This is a genomic window from Myxococcus sp. XM-1-1-1 (assembly GCF_020037095.1).
In the GTDB taxonomy this organism is placed as follows: domain Bacteria; phylum Myxococcota; class Myxococcia; order Myxococcales; family Myxococcaceae; genus Myxococcus; species Myxococcus fulvus.
This window is the reverse complement of the sequence record NZ_JAIQDH010000001.1, coordinates 694,936-713,877: the sequence shown is the minus strand read 5'-3', so window position 1 is coordinate 713,877 and position 18,942 is coordinate 694,936. Positions and strand designations below refer to the sequence as shown.

Sequence of the window (18,942 nt, the reverse complement as noted above, 5' to 3'; positions counted from 1 at the left end):
CGAGCTGAGCGCAGCGAAACGATTTCGCCAAGATACTGAACCCGATTCATGTGAAGCTGCCCCGGCCATGCTCGAGCTTCGTCACTTCAAGTTGGTTGCCGCGGTCGCCGACATGGGAAGTCTGGCCGCCGCGAGCCGGCAGCTCCACCTCACGTCCTCGGCCCTGAGCCACCAGCTCCGCGACGCCGAGGAGCGCCTGGGCGTGCAGCTCTTCCAGCGTCGCCAGCGACGGCTGCTGCTGACCGGCGCGGGCGAGAAGCTGCTCCTCTCCGCGCGGCGGGTCCTGAGTGAAGTCGCCCAGGCGGAGGCGGTGTGCCGCGCGCATCCCCAGGATGACCTCTTGAGGCTCAGCACGGGCTGCTACACCGTGTATGGCTGGCTGCCGCCCATCCTCGGGCAGTGGCAGTCGGAGCACCCTCGCGTCGAGCTGAGAATCGTCCTGGAGGCCACGCGTCAGCCGCTCGGAGCGCTGCTCGATGGGCAGTTGGACCTCGCCCTGACTCCCGACGTCCCGAAGCAGGCACGGCTCGCACGAACGCCCCTCTTCGAGGACGAGCTCATGCTGGTGGTCCCCGAGGCGCACGCCTTCGCGCAGCGTGCACATGTCACGGCGCAGGACCTGGTGCGCGAACACCTGCTCACCTACGCCGCGCCCCGGGAACAGCTCGATGTCTTCACGCGGGTGCTGTGGCCCGCGGGGCTCGAGCCGCAACGTGTCTCCCCCGTGCCCCTCACCGAGGCGCTGATCGAGCTGGTGCGCGGCGGCATCGGTGTCACGGCGCTACCCGAGTGGATGCTGCCGACGCAACGTCAGGGATTGCGGACCGTCCGACTCACCCCTCGGGGAATCCGACGCCGCTGGAGCGCCGTCACCCGCGCCTCACGCCAGCGCTCCGCACCACTGGCGCGATTCATCGAGCTGCTGAGTCAGCGATTCCGGACAAGCGCACGGAAGGGCGCTTCGTCTCGCGTGGGCTGAGCGCCGACCACAGGCCCCGCCCCGGCGAATCCCAGCCCACACGGGCTGTGCTAGAAGCCGTGAGCGTGATACCCATCTCCCTGTGCAAACCCACCCGAGGTTCGCTGCTCATGATGCTCTGTCTGGGCATCAGCCAGCCCGTGCTCGCCAAGGCCCCGGAGGCCAATGCCCAGGGCTTCGCGGCGTATGGCAAGGGCGACTACAAGAAAGCCCACGCCCTCTTCGAGAAGGCGCTGAAGCAGGACCCGTCCAACGCCTATGCGCGGCTCAACCGGGCGAGGACGACCACCCTGCTCAACCAGGGCCAGGAGGACGCCGACGACTTCGACTCCTGCGCCTACGAGCGCAATTGGATCTACCTGGCGCTGGGCGACCTGTCGAAGGCGGTGGAGCTGGACGCCAAGGCCATCCTGCCGAAGATCGACGAGGACACCCAGGGACTCAAGGCCCTCAAGGCGCGTGATGAATACAAGAAGTGGCGTCAGGCCATCTCGGTGCTGGTGGAGGAGAAGGGCATCCGGGAGAAGATCCTGGGCACCACGTCCGACTGGTGGTTCCTCCGGCCGGGGCAGCTGCCGAAGAGCATCACCCTCGCGGCGGACAAGCGCGTCGTGGAGACGCTCCAGGACATGACGGAGCAGCCCGCGGGCCGTTGGCGTCCCTTGAGCGGTGGCGTGGAGATCACGGCCGGCAAGGAGCCCGCGCGCCCCTGGAAGCTGCAGGCCGGCAAGTATCCGTTCGACCAGGGCAGGAGCTTCTTCTTCGAGGTGCAGCTCGTGCCGGGTGAAGGGCCGCAGCCCGCGGAGTATGGCTGGAGCACGGGGCCGCTGAGCCTTGGCCCCTTGAGCGGTGACTGCCTGTGACGTCCGCCGTCCAACGGTGTGTCATTGCAGTCGCACGAGACAAAGCTGTTCTCGGCGGCGTGAGCCTTGCGACATCCGCACTCGGCGTGTGCTGGGTTTGAAGGCGTCAGACGCGGCTGGTAGAGGCTCCGTACACCCGCCGCTTTGGCGGGTCTGACACGGAGAGCCTGGATGAACACCCTTGGACGTCTTGCCGCGATGTGCGGCCTGTTGGCGCTGGTTGGTTGCGGTCCGGAAGCACCCGTCGCGGAGACCTCGGAAGAGACTGTCACCAGCATGGCGGGTGGCCGCGTGCCGCCTCCCATCTGCCCGGAGGTGATGCCTCCGCTGTGCGAGGACGGCGACCTCTACCCCATCTACTCGGGCACGTGCCTCATCGGCTTCGAGTGTGTTCCCCGCGCCGCCAAGGCCAACTGTCCCCAGATCGTCTACCCGGGCCCCGGCTTCTGCGAGTTCGGCACGATCACCCCGGTGTACTCGGGCGGCTGCCTCGTCCGGTACACCTGCACGATGTAACCCCCACCACACCCCGAACGGAGAGACACATGCGCGCTGGAATCATGGCGGGACTGCTGGCGATGGGGTTGCTCGTAGGCTGCGGCGGAGTCGAGGACGACGTCAGCGTCGAATCCGAGACGGAGGCGCAGGCCATTCCGTGTCGTGACATCACGGGACGCGACTACGTCATCACGTACTACGCGGAGGCCGCGAAGCTCACCAAGGTCGGCGAGCTCCAGTGCGGCTGCAGCGTGCCCGAGCGGGTGCTGACCGGCACCCAGACCGTCCACTACGAGAAGGTCTACGGCTGCATCGCGATGTAGCCCTTGGAAACAAGAAGGCCGGTAGTCCCGAGTCTCCTCGAGGACTACCGGCCTTCAAGAGCGGCGGAAGGGATTCGAACCCTCGACCCCGAGCTTGGGAAGCTCGTGCTCTACCAACTGAGCTACCACCGCGAGCGACCCGGCCGGTGTACCGCAGCCCCCCGGGAGCGTCAAGGACGTTGGCGACTGCTCCCTTCCCTCCCGCGCCGCCTGAACAGCGCCAAATTGCTGGGGAAGTTGCCACCCCGACACGCGCCACCAACACCTCCCAAGGTCCTCCCGCACCCACGGACGCACGCCCGTCCGCGCCGCATCCGTCACCCGACGCGCGGCGGCGCCAGTACCACGCCTACAATTTAAGCGTATTTTTCACGTATTTCCGTTGATTTGCATTAAACCAGAAATGCGTGTTTCCTCATACTGCCAGTCCCGCCCCGCACGGGGCGACTTCACCCGCAGCGCAGGAGCACGACATGTCCGTAGGTGCATACCGAAGGCGGCTGTTCCAGGCGGTGGTCTTCACGGCGACCCTCTCGGGGTCCACGGCGTTCGCAGTGGCGCCGGAGCACGCACATGGTGGCGAGCGTCACTTCGACGCGCGCACCAGCTACAACGCGCAGGCGCGCTTCGGCTTCTCGACGACGCAGAAGGCGCACGTCGAGTCCCTGCGCCGCAGCATCCCGGACCTGATGGTCGAGACGGACGAGTCCACGGGCCTGGTGCGCTCGCTGGTCAACCCCGTGGGCGCGCTGACGGGCCCCAGCAGCGGTGACCCGATGTCCATCGCGTTGGACTTCGTCCAGAAGCACCACGAGGCGCTCGGGCTGAGCCTCAGCGACGTGTCCACGTTCGAAGTCACGGACCGCGTCTATTCCGAGGTCAGCGGGGCCACGCACCTGTATCTGCGCCAGACCTTCAAGGGCCTGCCCGTCTACAACGCGCAGCTCCAGGTCAACGTCGCCAAGGACGGCAGCGTGCTGGGCGTGCACAGCGACTTCCTGCCCTCCATCGAGAAGGCGCTCGCGGGCACCGAGCCGCGCATCAACGCGGGTCAGGCCGTGGCGGGGCTCGCCCGGCACCTGGGCGTGGAGCTGGCGGCCCAGCCCCGCGCGCTGCAGGCCGAGGCGGGCGTGCAGCGCCGCACGGGCGTCGAGGTGGACGGCCTGTCGCGCGAGCCCATCAACGCGCAGCTGGCCATCCTCCCCATGCGCCGCGGCGAGGCGCGCCTGGTGTGGCACTTCCAGGTGTCCACGCTGGACTCGCAGCACGACTACGACGTGACGGTGGACGCCAACACGGGCGAGGTGCTCACGCGCTTCGACTGGGTGGCCGCGGATTCGTACAAGGTCTACCCCGTGCCCGTGGAGAGCCCCAACCACACCTCGCCGCTGCCGCCCTCCGATGGCCGCGTCACGGTGACCAACCCCGCCAACGCCGTCGCCTCGCCCTACGGCTGGCATGACACCAACGGCGTCGCTGGCGCGGAGTACACCATCCCGCGCGGCAACAACGTCCACGCCTACGAGGACCGCGACGCCAACAACGCGGCGCCCGCCTCCCAGCCGGACTGCGGCGCGGCCATCAACTGCGTCTTCACCATCAACCTGACCGGCGCGCCCTCCACGTACATCCCGGCGGCCGTCACCAACCTGTTCTACTGGAACAACATCATCCACGACGTGCAGTACCAGTACGGCTTCAACGAAGTGGCCGGCAACTTCCAGCAGAACAACTACGGCCGCGGCGGCGCGGGCAACGACTACGTCCGGGCCGAGGCGCAGGACGGCAGCGGCACCAACAACGCCAACTTCTCCACGCCCGCGGACGGCTCGCCCCCGCGCATGCAGATGTACATCTGGACGGCGCCCACCCCGGACAAGGACGGCGACCTCGACAGCGGCATCATCGTGCACGAGTACGGCCACGGCATCTCCAACCGCCTGGTCGGCGGTCCGAGCAACGTGTCCTGCCTCTCCAACCGTCAGCAGCCGGGCGAGGGCATCAGCGACTTCCTCTCGCTCTTCTACACGGCGCGCACGGGTGACACGGCGAACAAGATTCGCGGCGTGGGCACCTACGCGCTGAACCAGGCGACCACGGGCAACGGCATCCGCACCCAGCCGTACACGCTCGACTCCACGCGCAACACGTGGACGTACGCCAGCATCAACGGCATGGCCGTGCCGCACGGCGTGGGCTCCGTGTTCACCCAGGGCATGTGGGAGGCCTACTGGGCGCTCGTCAACCACTGGGGCTTCGACGCGAACCTCTACAACGCCCAGGGCAACGCGGGTAACCAGCGCATGATGCTGTACTTCACCGAGGGCCTGAAGCGCACGCCCTGCAGCCCGACGTTCACCCAGGTGCGCGACGGCATCATCAGCGCCGCCACCACCCTGCACAACGGCGAGGACGTGTGCCGCCTGTGGACGGCCTTCGCCGCCTTCGGCCTGGGCAGCAACGCCGTCTCCGGTGGCTCGGCCAGCACCACGCCGACCAACGGCTTCCAGGTGCCGTCCACCTGCGCGGCGCTCTGAGTCGACATGCCGGGTAGCGGGGCACTCGCTCCGCGTCCCTCGTGAGTGACACACCGGACCGGGGGGCTTCTGTCGAGGCCTCCCGGTTCGTGTTTTCTCAGCGCAGGCCGCGCGTCAGCTCGTCGCGGCTGAAGTCCCGGGAGAGGTTGCTCGGCTCCAGGAACTCGGCGAGCTCGATGATGATGGGCAGGAGCGTCTGGATGCGGTCCTTGAGCCGGGCGCGCACGTGCTCCTTGAACCCCTGGTTCTCCATCCGCGCCAGCGCACGCACCTCCTCCGGGACACGGTCCACCAGGTCATCCAGCGGCCTCAGCCCCTGGTCGACGGCCCGGTCCACCTCGCTCTGGAGTCGGCCCGGCAGTGCCTTGAGCGTGCTGGCCGCGCCCCTGCGGGTGACCTCCTCCAGGTGCTTGCTGAAGAGATAGGACTCCGCGAGCTGCTCGATGGTCTCGCTGCCCAGCGACTGGATGAAGATGCCCTTGAACCTGTCGCGGAACTTGCCGTCGAGCTCCTCGGTGAGCTTCCAGTCGGTGTCGAGCGCCGCGCAGACCTTGTCCTTGAAGCCCGAGGCCTCGCCACGCTGCGCGGAGGTGGCGACGCGGGAGGCCCAGTCGGAGAGATGCCCCTTGGCCTGGTCGAGCAGGACGCGCGCTTTGCCCAGGTCGTTCTTGTCGTAGTACGTGAGCACCTCCGCCCGCGTGGAGTTGAAGAGCAACAGGACGCTGCCCTTCTCCGCCTGCACCAGGCTCTGGTAGGTCGCCACCAGCGCGCGGTAGTGGCCCTTCTGCGTCTGGTAGACGTCCGAGCCGCCCTGCACGGCGTCGAGCAGATCCCGGTCGATGCCGTCGGGGATGTCGATGTCGAACAGCGAGGTGATGAACTTCGCCAGGTCGATGCCCTTGCCGCCCAGGTGCTTGTCATCGAGCTGACGGGCCTTGTCGAGCGACTTCGACGTGGCGCGCGCGACGCCCTCGGAGAGGCGCTTGACGGCGCCGGGGGCCAGGTCGTCGACGATCTTCTGCGCCATCTGCGCGACCTGCTGCACCACCTGCCGCTGGTCGTTCTCGAACGCGACGTCCTTGGACAGGAGGAACGTCCACTTGTCCCACAGCTCCCCGAGCATCTTGTTGAGCACGTCCTGATGCACGAGCAGGTCGTCGTGCAGCTGGGGCGTCTGGACCTTGGCGAGCGAGTCGAAGAAGGCCATCTCGTGCTCGAGGGCCTGGTACCAGAAGAGCTGGAGGGGCGGCGTCAGCAGGTGGTCCTTGGCGGCATCACCGAAGGCCCGGCTGATCTCCGCCCGGGCCGTGGCGCAGCGGTCCTGCCACTTTCGCCAGGTGCCCAGGTTGCCGGCACTGGCGCGCTCGCTCGCGTCGAGCAGGGCCGACAGGGCGTCCTCCGCCGCGCGCCCCGCCCGCTTGAGGCCTTCCGCCAAGGCGCGCTTCACCGTGTCCGGAGCGCCCTCGGCGGCACGGGTCATCTGGTCCTGCAGCTCGGCGACTCGGCTCGAATACCCACCCATGGGTGCTCCTCACAGACTCTGCTGGCTGGTGATGCGCCAGGGGCCGCCAGCGCGGCGCTGCAGCTCCCAGCGCCGGTGCACCTCGACCGAGTTGAACGTGCGCGTCTGGCCCTCGAAGAGGCCGACGTGGTCGACCTCCAGCTCCACCTGCTCGATGCGCGGCAGGCCCGGGGCCTCGTCGCCGCGGATGACGGTGCGCGCGTCGCCACACCAGTGCACCCGCGCGTCGAGCACCTTGTCGAGCAGCAGGCGCCGCGAGCGCACCCACTCGCTGTCGCGGCCGTTCCAGGTGTAGACCGGGTAGTAGATGGGCCGCTGTTCGTCCGGCACGGCGCGCCAGTCGGCGAAGAGGCCGTTCCAGGTCTCCTGGTCGCCGCGCTTCACGGCGGCAATCATCGCCTCCAGCACCGCGCGCGGGCTCGCGTCGTCGGACAGGGGCCCCGAGGTCTCCTGCCGCAGCGACTCCTCGCCGGCGAAGAGGGGCCCACCCTCGCGCGTGTCGGTGACGTCGACGCAGACCGCGCCGCCGATGAGGGCCGCGACGGGCTCCACCTCCAGCCCCGCGGCCGTGCGCCCCGAGCCGGCGAGCAGACGCGGATCCGGCAGGATGCGACCGAGCAGGGCGATGTCGCCCCGAATCGAGGGAGAGACGAGCCGCTGATAGCGATGCATGGCGGCGAAGACCCGGGCCATGGCCGGGGTGTTGACGGGACAGAAGACCCACGCCCCCGACTGGTTCCAGGCCAGATAGGCATTGCCCATGTCGACAATCCAGTCGCGCTGGCTCACCTGCGGCAGCGCGACCAGCTTGCCCGTCACCACCGAGCGGTCGCCGCGGAAGGGGTCGACGACGGGGAACACGCCGAGGGTCTCCGCGGCGCGCGACTCCAGCAGGGCCCTCCAGGCCGCGGTGGCCCGCAGGCCGATGGCCTTGACCTGCTCCTCGCCCCGGCTGCGGAAGTCGAGGGCGCCCTCGGGGAGCGAGACGAGGTCGCCGTCGAGACAGTCCCGCACCCGCTCCCAGTCGTCGCGCATCGCCGTCGCCAGGGGACCGGGGAAGTGCTCGACCAGGTAGTCCACGCGCGCCTTGTGCGCCAGGTGGTTGGCGAGCTCCATCCGCGTCCCGCGCGCGGTGCGCCAGACGCCGAAGGTCCCGTCGAGGAGGCGCTCCCATTCGGAGACACGCTTGTCGACCCAGCCCGACCAGGACTCGTCGAAGCCGTCTCGGCCCAGCTGCTCGGGCCCACCCGGCCCGAGGATTCGCTTCGTCGTCTCGCCGATGCTCCAGAGCCGCTCATGGCGCAGCGTGCCGCTGAGCTCGAGCGTCTCCCAGCCGTCCCCTGGCGCGCGCCTGCGCAGGACTCGCAAGCGGACCAGGTCCCCTTCCTTGCGCCCCTGCCGCGCCCAGGTCTGGCTCTCGGCGTGCTGGCCCAGCAGATACGGGCCGGTGCGCTGCCGGGTGGGCATGTCCGGAGGCGTGACGATGGGCTCGCCGTCGACCGCGACGATGCGGTCTCCCACGCGCAGGCCCGAGCCCCGAAACCCGCTGTCCCAGGCGATCCACCCCACCCCGAGGTGGGGCATCACGCCATCCAGGCGCGTGTCGGTCTTCAGACCGCTGCGGAGGTTGTCGTGAAGGTACTCCCGCTCGGCACCACGTTCGCTCAACACGAAGACGTCCCCCTCTCCTGCCGGCCGCCCCGAGTGGCCGCCTCGGGGACAGGGTCTACCTTGGGGGCCCCTTTTCGAGAAGGTCCCCCCGTGGTGACTCACAACGTCAAGCGAGGGTTTCCTTCATGAGGCCCCGTGGCGCGAGCGGGGACGAGCGGCGTCAGTCCTTGACGACGGTGGTGATGGTCAGCGGCGTCGCGTTGCCCACGAAGGTGCCGGCGGTGGTGGTGCACGGCATGGGCACCTGCGAGAAGTCCGCGGCGTAGTAGCCGTAGGTGGAGCCGTTGCCCTTCTCGTAGAACTCGTGCCCGTCCGGGAGGACCACCTTCCAGACGTAGTTGAGGCTCGTGTACTGCGTGGACGAGCGCGACCGGATGACCCCCGTCACGGTGGTGCCCCAGTGCCAAGGCGCCACGGCGGGCACCTCCACGGTCTGCGGCGCCGGAGCCCAGTCGAACGTGCTCGACGGACCAGAGCTGCCGCCCCAGCCGTAGATGAGGAACACGCGGGTGCCCCAGGGCAAATCGTCGTTGCGGTACGTCAGGGTGATTTCCGCCTGCGAGGTGCTGAAGTAGCCACACGTGTTGAGCACCGTGCGCGCCTGCGCCCACTGCGAGCCCGCGAGCGCCGAGGTGGAGGTGAGCAACAGGGAGAGTACGAGCGCGTGGCGCGAGAACCGGGACATGCGGAGACTCCAGGAGTAGGTTGACAGCGTCGCCCCTCTACCAGAGCCGTGGATTCTGAGGGAGTCCTGAGACAACCGCCATCGTCGAGACACGCGGTGGTGTGTTCGAATGTCCGTCCGACACGAGCTGTGTGGCTCGTCGAGCCCGTCCGCGCATGCCCCGCGAGCCGCCCATCGTCCTGCCCGTCCTGCTGCCTCTGCTCCGGCACGCGAACCCGTGGGCGCTGCTGCTGGTGAAGGAGGAGGGCTATCCGCTCTCCACCGCCGCCCTGCTCTCCGAGCGCTACGCCTTGAAGAGCAACGAGAAGCCCTTCGTGAAGGCGCTGCTGGAGCGCAAGCGCAACCTCTGGGTCTTCCGCTGTGACCAGCGCCGCTTCGCGGGGGACTTCGTCGTCGTGGACATGGCGGAGCCGCGCCCCGCCCGACGACAGGTGGTGGTGCTGGACCTGAAGATGGGCGCGCCGCTCGTGCTCGGCGGAGGCGGCGCCGGGGTGCAGCTCGTCCATGCCCGGGACGCGGTGGAGGGCGTCGCGGCACGCCAGGACGTCATCCCTCCCGGCCCCCCGTACACCCTGGCCACGGGCGACAAGGACGTCATGCTCGCCCATCTGGGCGCATGAAGCCGAAGCCGTGTTGGAATGACAGACATCCCGACCTGAAAGACATGGGACTTGACTGAACGGAGTTTCAGTCCCACTCTGGGACGGTGAAAGCCCGCCCCGTCGACAATCCGCCCAACCCCTGGGCGAGCACCGCGGTGGAGTACCTGGACGAGATTCCTCCCGCGAAGCTGGAGGTCTGGGAGGACCACAGCCGCCAGGTCCTCTCCCACAACGACAGCCCGGACGTGGGCTTCGACTGGAGCGTCAATCCCTACCGGGGCTGTCTGCACGCGTGCGCCTACTGCTACGCGCGCCCCACCCACCAGTACCTCGACTTCGGCGCCGGCACCGACTTCGAGACGAAGCTGGTGATGAAGCCGCGCGCGGCGGAGCTGCTCCGCGACGCCTTCGAGCGCCCCTCCTGGAAGGGGGACACCGTCGTCTTCAGCGGCGTCACCGACTGCTACCAGCCGCTCGAGGCCTCCATGCGGCTGACGCGCGCGTGCCTGGAGGTCTGCGCCGAGTACAAGAACCCCGTCGGCATCGTCACCAAGGGCGTGCTCATCGAGCGCGACCTCGACGTGCTCCAGCGCCTGTCCCGCGACGCGCGGCTGTGGGTCAGCATCAGCCTGCCCTTCCACCACGCGGACATCGCCCGCGCCATGGAGCCCTACGCGGCCTCGCCCCAGCGGCGGCTGCTCGCCATCCGCCGCCTCGCGGACGCGGGCATCGACGTGGCCATCTCCTTCGCGCCCATCATCCCCGGCCTCAACGACGAGGACATCCACCGCGTCCTCACCGCCGCGAAGGAGGCCGGCGCCCGCCGCGCCCACTACACCCTGGTGCGCCTGCCCGGCCCCGTGAAGGACGTCTTCGAGGAGCGGCTTCGCGCCAGGCTCCCCCTGCGCGCCGAGCGCGTGCTCCACCGCATCCGGGAGACGCGCGGCGGGGAGCTCAGCGACTCCCGCTTCAAGCACCGCATGCGAGGCGAGGGGCTCTACGCCCAGACCATCCACCGCCTCTTCGAGACAACGGCGCGCAGGGTGGGCCTGCGCACCTCGTACATCACCGAGCCGGCACCGGACACCTTCCAGCGCCCGCCGCGAAAGCCACCGCCCTCGCCCCAGCTCAGCCTCTTCTGAGCGCGCCTATTTGCGTATCGCCTGGACGATGCTGATGAGGATGACCGCCCCCACCGTGGCCACCGCCAACGAGTAGAGGTTGAACCCCGTCACGCCGCGCCCGCCCAGCAGGCTGAACAGGAAGCCGCCAATCATCGAGCCGACGATGCCCGTCGCGATGTTGGCGAAGATTCCCATCCTCGCGTTCGTTCCCTTGATGATGCTCGCGATCCACCCCGCGAGCCCTCCCAGCACCAGCCACGAGCAGATTCCCATGTCATCCTCCTGACCGGCGGGTTGCTATCAGACCCGGCGTCGCCGTGCACCCGGGCCCACACAGGCCACTACGGCCCACGTGCCCACGTATTTCAAGGCCCCACGCCCCCTCACGAAAACGCCCCACGCCTCCCGAGGGAGACATGGGGCGCGTGTACGACACGAAGGCGCGGCTCAGTCCTTGCCGAGCATGCCGTCCTTCAGGCCGCCGTCCACCGGCGACTTGCCCAGCCACACGGAGAACAGCGCGTCGGCGAAGTCCTTGCCCTCCACCGAGATGGGCTCCGTCACCTTGGTGCTCCGCACGCTCGTGCCGGAACCCGGGACGTAGGTGAGGATGATCTCCTCGCCCTTCTTCACGTCCGGAATGGCGTTGGCGAAGGTGTTCAGCCGCTCCTGGAGCGCGGGCAGCTTGTCGCCCGCGTTCTTCTTGAAGCCCTCCACGATGGCGTCGGTGATGCTCTTCTTGTCCAGGTCGCGCAGCATGTACATGCGCACGCGCTTGGACTCGTCCGCGGACACGAGCGCCGCGGCGTCCTGGCTCGGTGTCTCCACGTACAGGCCCACCGCGTAGACCTTGAACATCATCTTCTTGCGCAGGCCCACGCCGTTGAGCTTCAGCTCCTTGCCCTCCACCTTGGCGGTTCCGGGGAACTTCACCCCGGCGACCTCCTGGGCCTCTCCCGGAGCGGCGGAAGCAGGCAGGGCGAACAGCAGGCAGAGCGCGACGGCGGACAGGGTGGCTTTCATGAATCCCTCCAAGTGGGTTGTTTCACGTGCTCCGACGCACACTAGCCACGCGTCTTCACGAAATGCTCCATGAAGGTGACGAGGGTGCGCACATTCTCCACAGTCACCGCGTTGTACGTGGAAACCCGGATTCCTCCAGCGGTCCGGTGGCCCTTGAGCCCCACCATTCCTTGCCGCTTCGCGTCAGCGACGAAGGCCGCGTCCAGCTCCGGCGTGGGCAGGTGGAACACGACGTTCATCACTGAACGCGACGCGCGCTCCACGGGGGCCCGGTAGAAGCCCGCGTGCGTGTCCAGCGCGCCGTAGAGCAGGTCCGCCTTCTGGCGGTTCCACGCTTCAATCTGGCCCAGCCCGCCCACGTCCTTCATCCACGCGAGCACGTTGCGCACCAGGTAGATGGCCAGCGTGGGGGGCGTGTTGTAGAGCGAGTTGTTCTCCGCGTGGACGGAGTACCGGAAGATCTTCGGGATGTCCTTGCGGCCCTTCGCGATGAAGTCCTTCTGGGCCACCACCAGCGTGACGCCGGAGGGCCCCAGGTTCTTCTGCGCGCCCGCGTAGACCAGCCCGAAGCGCGACAGGTCCATCTTCTTCCACAGGAAGTCGGAGCTCATGTCCGCCACCAGCGGCACCGGCCCGGTGTCCGGCAGCGTGTGCCACTGGGTGCCGTAGATGGTGTTGTTGGTGGTGACGTGGACGTACGCGGCCTTCGCGTCCAGGGACAGCTCGTCCTGGCGTGGCACGCGGGTGTAGTGCTTGTCGGGCTGCACCGTCGTCGCCGCGACGCGGGGCTTGCCGTAGTACTTCGCCTCGTCGAGCGCCTTCTCGCTCCACACGCCCGTCATGAGGTAGTCCGCGCTCGTGTCGGGGGTGAGGAAGTTCATCGGCACCTGGGCGAACTGCTGCGACGCGCCGCCGGTGAGGAAGAGGACCTGGTGCGTGGACGGCAGGCCCGTCAGCTCCGACAGCAGGGCGATGGCCTCGTCGTGGACGGCCTCGTACTCCTTGCCGCGGTGGCTGTGCTCCATGACGGACATGCCGGAGCCCTGGAAGTCGAGCAGCTCGTCCCGGGCGCGCTCCAGGGCGGGAAGGGGCAGGCCGGCGGGACCGGGGTTGAAGTTGATGACGCGCATGGCGGACAGGGCTCCTCTTCGAAATGGAACGGCGGGGCCCATTCTTCCTCCCGACGCCCCCCCGGGAGCCAGTAGGAAGCGGTCCGCCCTCGTCCGCCTCCTCCAGGAGCGGCCCCGGGGACGGGAAATGCAGCGTGGCCACCGGACCGTCCCGGGGGTCTGGAGGTCAGGTGGGTTCCACGGAGGGACTGGCGGAGTGGGTACGGCGCGCGGCGAGTGGGGAGACTTCCGCCTTCAGTGAGCTGTATCGGCGCACCCGCCCCCTCGTGGCGAGGTTGGTGGCGGGGTTCGCCCCGCTGGACTCGGACGAGGTGGAGGACGTCATCCAGGAGTCCTTCGTCCGGGCGTTCCGGGCGCTGCCCCGGCTGAAGGAGCCGGGGGCCTTCGAGGCCTGGCTGTTGTCCATCGCTCGCAACCGGGCGCGCACCCGGCTGGAGCGAAAGGCCCACCTCAGGAGGTTGGAGGACGACATCGCGGACCCGGAGCCGGAGGCGGTGCCGCCCGTGCCGGAGTCCCTGCAGCTCGAGCGCGACATCGAGGTGGTCCGTCAGCTCATCGCCGAGCTGCCCGAGGGCGAGGAGAAGCGGACAGTGCAGCTTTTCTATATCGAAGGGGAGCTGTCCGCGCGTGAGATTGCGGAGCAGATGGGCGTGGGCAAAAGCGCCGTGACGATGAGACTCGAGCGCTTCCGGGGTCGTATCAAGAGAGAGCTGCTGCGGCGAGTGCTCGCCGGTCGGTGGGAGTGAGAGGTCATGAGACACCTGGATGACGAGGCGCTCGGCGCCCTTGCCCGTCGTGAGCCGGACGCGGTGACGTACTTCCGCGAGCACCTGGCCACCGCGTGTGAGGCGTGTGAGGGCTACCTCGCCACCCACTCCGGCCCTGACCTCCTGGACGGGCGGGTGGACGCGGTGCTCCTGGCCCTGGCGCCTCCGCGCCCCCAGGCCCCCCTGGACGAGGTGGGCCTGGCGCGGGTGAAGAAGCAGCTTCGCGCACCGCCCCGGTGGGACGCGCGGCGCTGGGGCGTGGTGGCGGGCGCGGTGGCCGCGGCGCTCGTCGCGGTGGTGGTGGTGCCCCGGGTGCGCCAGTCGGGCGCCGGGGTGGAGGTGGGCACGGACTCGCTGGCGCCGGGCGTGAAGGGCCAGGTGGGGAAGATTGCCCTGGAGCTGGCGGTGGTGGCGCGCGGCGCGGACGGGAGCCTCAGGCGGCTGGACCCGGACACCCAGGTGGCCCCGGGCGACGTGCTGCTCCTGCGCTACCACGCCACCGAGGCGGGCACGGGCCTGCTCTTCCAGCAGCGGGCCGAGCAGGAGCCGGAGCTGTTGGGCACCTTCGTGCTGGAGGCGGGGACCCATGACCTGCGCGACCCCCAGGGCCTGTCGGGCGTCAGCCTGGAGGGGGAATCGGGGCCGGTGACGTTGTGGTTGGCCGCCACCCCCTCGGGCCTGGAGCCCTCGCCCGACGAGGTGAGGCGGGTCCTGGTGGGAGGAGGTGAGCGATGGGAACAAGGCACGCTCGCCGTGACGAGGTTCGACGTGCGCGTGGGAAGCGGCGAGAATCCGCGCTGACCGAGTCACCGTGAGGCCCCTGCTCTCCATCCTGCTGGCGGCGCTGATGGCGTGCGCGACTCCTTCGTCCCTGGGGACGGAGAAGGGCGGCCTCGTGCCGCTGCGGCTCGACGAAGAGGCGCTCTCCAGCGCCTACACGCCCCGGCGGATGGCGCTGCTCGTGGGCATCTCCGAGTTCGACGACCCCCATTGGCGGGGGCTGCGTTACCCATCGAAGGACGCCAAGGACCTGGCCGCGGCGATGCTGGACCCGACGAAGGGCCGCTTCGACCAGGTGCGCGTGCTCACGCGGCCGGAGGAGACGACACGCGCGGCCATCCTCGCCGCGCTCAGGCAGCTCCGGAAGGAGGCGCACCGCCCGGATGACGTCGTGGTGGTCTACTTCTCCGCGCACGGCACGCTGGCGCGCGACGCCACCGGGGAGCTGCGCCGCTTCCTGGTGACGCGGGACGCGTCCTACCGCGCCATCGCGCAGACGGCGCTGTCCATGGACGCGCTGAAGGCGGAGTTCGACGCGCTCTCCAGCCGGCGGCGGCTGCTGGTGCTGGCCTCGTGTCACAGCGGCAACGGCAAGTCGCTGTTGCCCAAGGAGTTGGAGAAGGAGCTGTCGGGCATCAAGTCCGGCTTCTACGCGCGGCCGCTGGAGGAGTCCTCGCGGGCTTCCATGGTGTTCGCCGCCTGTGACTGGGGCGAGACGGCGCGCGAGGACGAGGGCCTGCAGAACGACATCTACACGCACTTCCTCGTCGAGGGGCTGGGCGGCGGCGCTGACCGCAACGCGGACGGAGCCGTCACCGCGACGGAGGCGCACGACTACGCGCGCCGGCGCACGTTCGCCTTCACGGAAGGACGGCAGCGGCCGTCGGCGGAAATCCTGGAGGTGGGCGCGGACCCGGTGGTGCTGTCGGGCAGCATCTCCCGCACGGGCCGGCCGGAGCTGTTCTCCTACAACCCGCGCCTGGATGGCTTCACGCTCAAGGTGGACGGGGAGCCGCGCACGGAGCTGCCGGGCGGCGCGGCGGTGGTGCCGGGCAAGCGCACGGTGGAGCTGACCAAGGGTGACGCGGTGCTGGTGCGCCGCGAGGTGGAGGTGGGTGACGGGGAGCGGCTGCCCCTGGAGCAGCTGTTGTCGGAGGCCTTCCCCCGGCGCTCGCTGTCGCTGCTGGGCGGCATGTTCACCTTCGCGGACGCGAGAAGCCGCGGGGAGCTGTTGCCCATGGCGCCGGAGGTGGCGGTGTCGTTGCGGCTGGAGGACCGTCCGCTGCGCGACTTCGGGCTCTTGTTCGATGTCAGCTTCAGCACGGGCCGCCGCTCGCTGCGGCTCCTGCCGGAGGACACGGTCCCCTTCCGCTACACGACGTTCTCCGCCGGCGTGGCGCTCCCCTACCTGTGGCGCTGGGAGCGGCTGACGCTCTTCGCCGGCCCGCGTGTGGCCACCTTGTACCTGGGGCGGTCTTTCGATGTGGAGACGTACGCCGCCGGGCAGAGTTTCTTCACGGTCAGCCCCGGCGTGGTCGGAGGCGTGGTGCTGAGGGTGGGAGAGCGCCTGGAGTTGGTGGGACAGGCGCAGCTCATGCTGACGTACGTGGTGTTGGACGGGAAGGGACAGGCCGTGGGCTTCACCGGCGGCTGGGCCGGTGTGGGGTACCGCTTTTGATGCGCTCGAAACTGCACATCGCGTTGGGAGTCCTCCTGGCCCTGGGCGCGGGAGCGTGCGGCAACCTGGAGAACGCGCCCCTGCGGCTGGGCACCATCGAAGGGGCGCTGTCGGAGTACGACCCGGCGCACGCCCTGGTGTCGGTGGTGGGCGCGCCACAGCTGCGCTCGACGGTGGATGACCAGGGACGCTTCAAGCTGGAGAAGGTCCCCTCCGGGGACGTGGAGCTGTTCGTCGTCGCCACGCGGGAGAAGGCGACGCGGGTGAAGGTGAAGGTCTCCGCCGGCAAGGCGCTCGAGGTCGAGCGCGTCGAGCCGAAGGCCGCGGGCTTCCTGGAGCTGCGCGCGCGGTCCACCCAGGGCGAGCGGGTGGCGGGCGTGGAGGTGACGGTGCTGGGCACGCACCTGGACCAGCTGCAACTGGATGGCAAGGGGCGCGTGCAGGTGGGCCCCCTGCCGGACGGGTGCTACGAGCTGTCCATCGTCGGCATGGGGTTTCCGGAGGTGCGCTCCTCGGCGTGCGTCGGCTCGGGAGAGAAGAAGGAGCTGCGCGTCCAGTTGCAGCCCCGCGCGGACCTGGTGAACCGGTGCGCCGCGACGGGCTGCGAGGACGGCCTGGTGTGCGGCCCGGGTGGCCGCTGCGTGGAGTGCGTGGAGGACGACCAGTGCGGCGCGGGCATGTCGTGCAAGGGCTTCCGCTGCAACGCGAATGGCCCCCAGTGCGGCGCGTGCGTGAATGGCCGCAGCTGTGATGACGGCTCGGCGTGCATGCTGCTCGTCGGCGGCGGGCCGACGTGCGTGAAGTCGTGCTCGGAGACGGTGGACGAGGACGACCTCGCCGCGAGCCGCTGCGAGGCGGGATTCACCTGCCAGGCGGGCAACTGCCTGCCGGACACGCAGCGCTTCCTGAGCTGCAGCGCGCTCCTGCAATTCGGCGCGGAGTGCGCGGACGACGAGCGCTGCCAGGGGCTGGGCATGTCCACGGGCCTGTGCGTGGAGCGCCAGTGCACCGTGCCGTGCGTCGAGGACCTGGACTGCCCGGGCGCCTCGCGCTGCGAGGACACCCTCGACGGGCGCGTGTGCTCGGTCCGCGACTGAGGGCCCTGAGTCACCCGCCCGGCGTGAGCACGAGCCCGTCGCGGGAGAGCCGGGCCACCGCGCCGAGGACGTCGGCCTCGGGCATCCCGGTGGCCGCCGTCACGTCCGACGCGGACAGGCCCTCCACCGCCATCTTCAGCACGAGCAGCGTGGGCGGCGTGGCCTCCTGGTAGTACGTCACCAGGTCCACGGGGTGGCGCCACAGGAGCGCCAGCTCCTCGCCGCGCTCGGGCGCCCCGCCCTCCCCCCGACTCCGCACGTGCGCGCAGAGGCGGAAGGTGTGCTCCAGCACGGCCAGGGTGGGGTTCGGCGTCAGCGTCTCCACGCGGGTCGGCGACGGCGCCTGGGACGAGAACACCGCGAAGTCCGTCCACTCGAAGCGCGCGAGCTCTGCGGCGTGGGACGGCAGGCCGTGGGACACGAGCGAGTCCGCGACGAACGCGGGGAAGCTCTCGCCCAACCGGTTCACCTCGTGGTGCCGCGCGGGGCGCGTCAGCGTGTAGCCCTCCACGAGCGAGGTCCATGCCTCCGGCCCCACCGCGCGGCGCAGGAGCGGATAGAGCTTCTCCACCGCGCCTCGCACGTGGCCTCGCACGAAGTCGCCGTAGAGGGACACGCGCCGGGCGGGCACGTCCCACCCCGGGTGCCTCGCGTAGAGCTGCTCGAGCGAGGCCGTGCCGGGCTTCGCGAGGTAGGCACCCATGCCGTCGAAGAAGTGCTTGAGCTCGGGCTTCATCGTCGCTCCGTGTCGCCGAGCACGGCGCGCGCCTGGTCCGCTTCGTCCAGCACGGCCGTCATCGACGGGATGTCCTGGTCCCACTCGATGAGCGTCGACACGGGGCCGGTGCGCTCGAGCACGTAGCGATACAGCGACCACACGTCGTCACAGACGCGGTCTCCGTGCGTGTCGATGATGACGTCGGGGTAGCGCGTGTGGCCGGCGAGGTGCACCTGCACCACGCGCTCGAGCGGCAGCGCGTCCACGAAGGCGCGCGCGTCGTAGCCGTGGTTGAGCGCGTTGACGTAGACGTTGTTCACGTCCAGGAGGAGGCCGCAGTCCGCCTGCTCCACCACGTGCCGCAGGAAGTCCGCTTCGCTCAGCGTGCCCCCGGGCATGTTCGCGTAGTAGCTCGGGTTCTCCAGCAGGAAGGGGCGGCCCACGCGGGCCATCACCTCGCGCACGCGCGGCACGACGTGCTCCACCGCGGCCTCACTGAAGGGCAGCGGCAACAGGTCGTGCAGGTACACGCCGCCCAGGCGCGAGTAGCACAGGTGGTCGGAGAAGAACGGCGCGTCCACGCGCTTCACTAGCGCGGCCAGGGCCGTGACGTAGTCGATGTCGAGCGCGTCCGGCCCGCCGATGTCCAGGCCCACGCCGTGCGGCAACACGGGCCAGCGCTCCACGCACGCGTCCAGCGCGCGCTGGGGACGACCGCCGAGCGACAGGAAGTTCTCCGGGATGATCTCCACCCAGTCGAGCGTGCGCTGCGTGCGCGGCAGCTCCTCGTAGAAGCTCCGTCGCAGGCCGATGCCCGCGCCCAGGGGCTTCAGTCCGTGTCTTCGCGCGTACGTCGCCACCACGGCGGGGGACCTCCTACGGGGTTGATGCGAAACCGGGCGGTGGGAGCGGATGTTCCCACCGCCCGGAGGGGGCCTGGATGCG

19 protein-coding genes and 1 tRNA gene are annotated in these 18,942 nt (G+C 69.6%); 11 read left to right on the top strand and 9 right to left on the bottom strand.

Annotated elements, in window-relative coordinates; genetic code table 11:
- Positions 1 to 67: 67 nt before the first annotated feature.
- From K8640_RS02960 to K8640_RS02945, 4 genes are all read left to right on the top strand, one after another.
- Positions 68 to 979: a LysR substrate-binding domain-containing protein gene (locus K8640_RS02960; protein WP_223745671.1), complete on the top strand. Its 912-nt coding sequence runs from the start codon at positions 68 to 70 to the stop codon at positions 977 to 979.
- Positions 980 to 1,089: 110 nt separating this feature from the next.
- Positions 1,090 to 1,842, top strand: coding sequence for a tetratricopeptide repeat protein (locus K8640_RS02955; RefSeq protein ID WP_223745670.1), 753 nt, complete (start codon positions 1,090 to 1,092; stop codon positions 1,840 to 1,842).
- 171 nt (positions 1,843 to 2,013) lie between these two features.
- Positions 2,014 to 2,358, top strand: a complete 345-nt coding sequence (locus K8640_RS02950) for a hypothetical protein (RefSeq protein ID WP_143097246.1) — start codon at positions 2,014 to 2,016, stop codon at positions 2,356 to 2,358.
- A 29-nt stretch (positions 2,359 to 2,387) separates the two neighbouring features.
- On the top strand, positions 2,388 to 2,663 hold the full coding sequence (locus tag K8640_RS02945; RefSeq protein ID WP_223745669.1) for a hypothetical protein: 276 nt from the start codon (positions 2,388 to 2,390) through the stop codon (positions 2,661 to 2,663).
- Positions 2,664 to 2,722: 59 nt separating this feature from the next.
- Here K8640_RS02945 and K8640_RS02940 read toward each other — a convergent pair.
- Positions 2,723 to 2,795, bottom strand: a tRNA-Gly gene (locus K8640_RS02940).
- A 341-nt stretch (positions 2,796 to 3,136) separates the two neighbouring features.
- Here K8640_RS02940 and K8640_RS02935 point away from each other — a divergent pair.
- Positions 3,137 to 5,200, top strand: coding sequence for a M36 family metallopeptidase (locus tag K8640_RS02935; RefSeq protein WP_223745668.1), 2,064 nt, complete (start codon positions 3,137 to 3,139; stop codon positions 5,198 to 5,200).
- Between the two features lie 97 nt (positions 5,201 to 5,297).
- On the opposite strand, the gene K8640_RS02930 is transcribed toward K8640_RS02935, so the two are convergent.
- From K8640_RS02930 to K8640_RS02920, 3 genes are all read right to left on the bottom strand, one after another.
- A complete protein-coding gene (locus K8640_RS02930; protein WP_223745667.1) occupies positions 5,298 to 6,722 on the bottom strand; it encodes a hypothetical protein in 1,425 nt (474 codons plus the stop codon).
- 9 nt (positions 6,723 to 6,731) lie between these two features.
- Positions 6,732 to 8,390, bottom strand: coding sequence for a hypothetical protein (locus tag K8640_RS02925; RefSeq protein ID WP_223745666.1), 1,659 nt, complete (start codon positions 8,388 to 8,390; stop codon positions 6,732 to 6,734).
- Between the two features lie 163 nt (positions 8,391 to 8,553).
- Positions 8,554 to 9,078, bottom strand: a complete 525-nt coding sequence (locus K8640_RS02920; protein ID WP_223745665.1) for a hypothetical protein — start codon at positions 9,076 to 9,078, stop codon at positions 8,554 to 8,556.
- Positions 9,079 to 9,233: 155 nt separating this feature from the next.
- On the opposite strand from K8640_RS02920, the gene K8640_RS02915 reads away from it, so the two are divergent.
- On the top strand, positions 9,234 to 9,698 hold the full coding sequence (locus K8640_RS02915; protein WP_223745664.1) for a hypothetical protein: 465 nt from the start codon (positions 9,234 to 9,236) through the stop codon (positions 9,696 to 9,698).
- 86 nt (positions 9,699 to 9,784) lie between these two features.
- Positions 9,785 to 10,822, top strand: coding sequence for a PA0069 family radical SAM protein (locus tag K8640_RS02910; RefSeq protein WP_223745663.1), 1,038 nt, complete (start codon positions 9,785 to 9,787; stop codon positions 10,820 to 10,822).
- A 6-nt stretch (positions 10,823 to 10,828) separates the two neighbouring features.
- Here the strand turns inward: K8640_RS02910 and K8640_RS02905 are convergent, their stop codons facing one another.
- The 3 genes from K8640_RS02905 to serC form a co-directional block, all read right to left on the bottom strand.
- Complete coding sequence (locus K8640_RS02905; RefSeq protein WP_046715010.1) at positions 10,829 to 11,077, bottom strand: GlsB/YeaQ/YmgE family stress response membrane protein; 249 nt, start codon at positions 11,075 to 11,077, stop codon at positions 10,829 to 10,831.
- Positions 11,078 to 11,251: 174 nt separating this feature from the next.
- On the bottom strand, positions 11,252 to 11,827 hold the full coding sequence (locus K8640_RS02900) for a chalcone isomerase family protein (protein WP_046715011.1): 576 nt from the start codon (positions 11,825 to 11,827) through the stop codon (positions 11,252 to 11,254).
- Positions 11,828 to 11,868: 41 nt separating this feature from the next.
- The gene (gene serC / locus K8640_RS02895) at positions 11,869 to 12,957 is read right to left on the bottom strand and encodes a 3-phosphoserine/phosphohydroxythreonine transaminase (RefSeq protein WP_223745662.1); all 1,089 of its coding nucleotides are present in this window, start codon (positions 12,955 to 12,957) and stop codon (positions 11,869 to 11,871) included.
- 170 nt (positions 12,958 to 13,127) lie between these two features.
- Between serC and K8640_RS02890 the strand changes: the two genes are divergently transcribed.
- From K8640_RS02890 to K8640_RS02875, 4 genes are read left to right on the top strand one after another with little or no spacing between them, the layout of a single operon-like run.
- The gene (locus K8640_RS02890) at positions 13,128 to 13,703 is read left to right on the top strand and encodes an RNA polymerase sigma factor (protein ID WP_174816707.1); all 576 of its coding nucleotides are present in this window, start codon (positions 13,128 to 13,130) and stop codon (positions 13,701 to 13,703) included.
- Positions 13,704 to 13,709: 6 nt separating this feature from the next.
- A complete protein-coding gene (locus K8640_RS02885) occupies positions 13,710 to 14,525 on the top strand; it encodes a hypothetical protein (RefSeq protein ID WP_223745661.1) in 816 nt (271 codons plus the stop codon).
- A gap of 10 nt (positions 14,526 to 14,535) precedes the next feature.
- The gene (locus K8640_RS02880; RefSeq protein WP_223745660.1) at positions 14,536 to 16,182 is read left to right on the top strand and encodes a caspase family protein; all 1,647 of its coding nucleotides are present in this window, start codon (positions 14,536 to 14,538) and stop codon (positions 16,180 to 16,182) included.
- A complete protein-coding gene (locus K8640_RS02875) occupies positions 16,182 to 17,279 on the top strand; it encodes a carboxypeptidase regulatory-like domain-containing protein (RefSeq protein WP_223745659.1) in 1,098 nt (365 codons plus the stop codon). Before K8640_RS02880 ends, K8640_RS02875 begins: the two co-directional genes overlap by 1 nt.
- A gap of 10 nt (positions 17,280 to 17,289) precedes the next feature.
- Here K8640_RS02875 and K8640_RS02870 read toward each other — a convergent pair whose 3' ends face one another.
- Both K8640_RS02870 and K8640_RS02865 read right to left on the bottom strand, forming a co-directional pair.
- Positions 17,290 to 18,015 carry a DUF2063 domain-containing protein gene (locus K8640_RS02870; RefSeq protein WP_223745658.1) on the bottom strand — a complete coding sequence of 242 codons (726 nt, stop codon included), beginning with the start codon at positions 18,013 to 18,015 and terminating at the stop codon, positions 17,290 to 17,292.
- A complete protein-coding gene (locus K8640_RS02865) occupies positions 18,012 to 18,857 on the bottom strand; it encodes a DUF692 domain-containing protein (protein ID WP_370640312.1) in 846 nt (281 codons plus the stop codon). The genes K8640_RS02870 and K8640_RS02865 overlap by 4 nt, the downstream gene beginning before the upstream one ends.
- Positions 18,858 to 18,942 lie beyond the last annotated feature (85 nt).

Excerpts from the sequence above, each read along its gene's own strand:
- K8640_RS02960 (WP_223745671.1), top strand. The coding sequence starts at position 68 with ATGCTCGAGCTTCGTCACTTCAAGTTGGTTGCCGCGGTCGCCGACATG.
- K8640_RS02900 (WP_046715011.1), bottom strand. The coding sequence starts at position 11,827 with ATGAAAGCCACCCTGTCCGCCGTCGCGCTCTGCCTGCTGTTCGCCCTG.
- K8640_RS02905 (WP_046715010.1), bottom strand. The coding sequence starts at position 11,077 with ATGGGAATCTGCTCGTGGCTGGTGCTGGGAGGGCTCGCGGGGTGGATC.
- K8640_RS02885 (WP_223745661.1), top strand. The coding sequence starts at position 13,710 with ATGAGACACCTGGATGACGAGGCGCTCGGCGCCCTTGCCCGTCGTGAG.
- serC (WP_223745662.1), bottom strand. The coding sequence starts at position 12,957 with ATGCGCGTCATCAACTTCAACCCCGGTCCCGCCGGCCTGCCCCTTCCC.
- K8640_RS02875 (WP_223745659.1), top strand. The coding sequence starts at position 16,182 with ATGCGCTCGAAACTGCACATCGCGTTGGGAGTCCTCCTGGCCCTGGGC.
- K8640_RS02945 (WP_223745669.1), top strand. The coding sequence starts at position 2,388 with ATGCGCGCTGGAATCATGGCGGGACTGCTGGCGATGGGGTTGCTCGTA.
- K8640_RS02950 (WP_143097246.1), top strand. The coding sequence starts at position 2,014 with ATGAACACCCTTGGACGTCTTGCCGCGATGTGCGGCCTGTTGGCGCTG.
- K8640_RS02915 (WP_223745664.1), top strand. The coding sequence starts at position 9,234 with ATGCCCCGCGAGCCGCCCATCGTCCTGCCCGTCCTGCTGCCTCTGCTC.
- K8640_RS02935 (WP_223745668.1), top strand. The coding sequence starts at position 3,137 with ATGTCCGTAGGTGCATACCGAAGGCGGCTGTTCCAGGCGGTGGTCTTC.
- K8640_RS02920 (WP_223745665.1), bottom strand. The coding sequence starts at position 9,078 with ATGTCCCGGTTCTCGCGCCACGCGCTCGTACTCTCCCTGTTGCTCACC.
- K8640_RS02955 (WP_223745670.1), top strand. The coding sequence starts at position 1,090 with ATGATGCTCTGTCTGGGCATCAGCCAGCCCGTGCTCGCCAAGGCCCCG.
- K8640_RS02930 (WP_223745667.1), bottom strand. The coding sequence starts at position 6,722 with ATGGGTGGGTATTCGAGCCGAGTCGCCGAGCTGCAGGACCAGATGACC.
- K8640_RS02870 (WP_223745658.1), bottom strand. The coding sequence starts at position 18,015 with ATGAAGCCCGAGCTCAAGCACTTCTTCGACGGCATGGGTGCCTACCTC.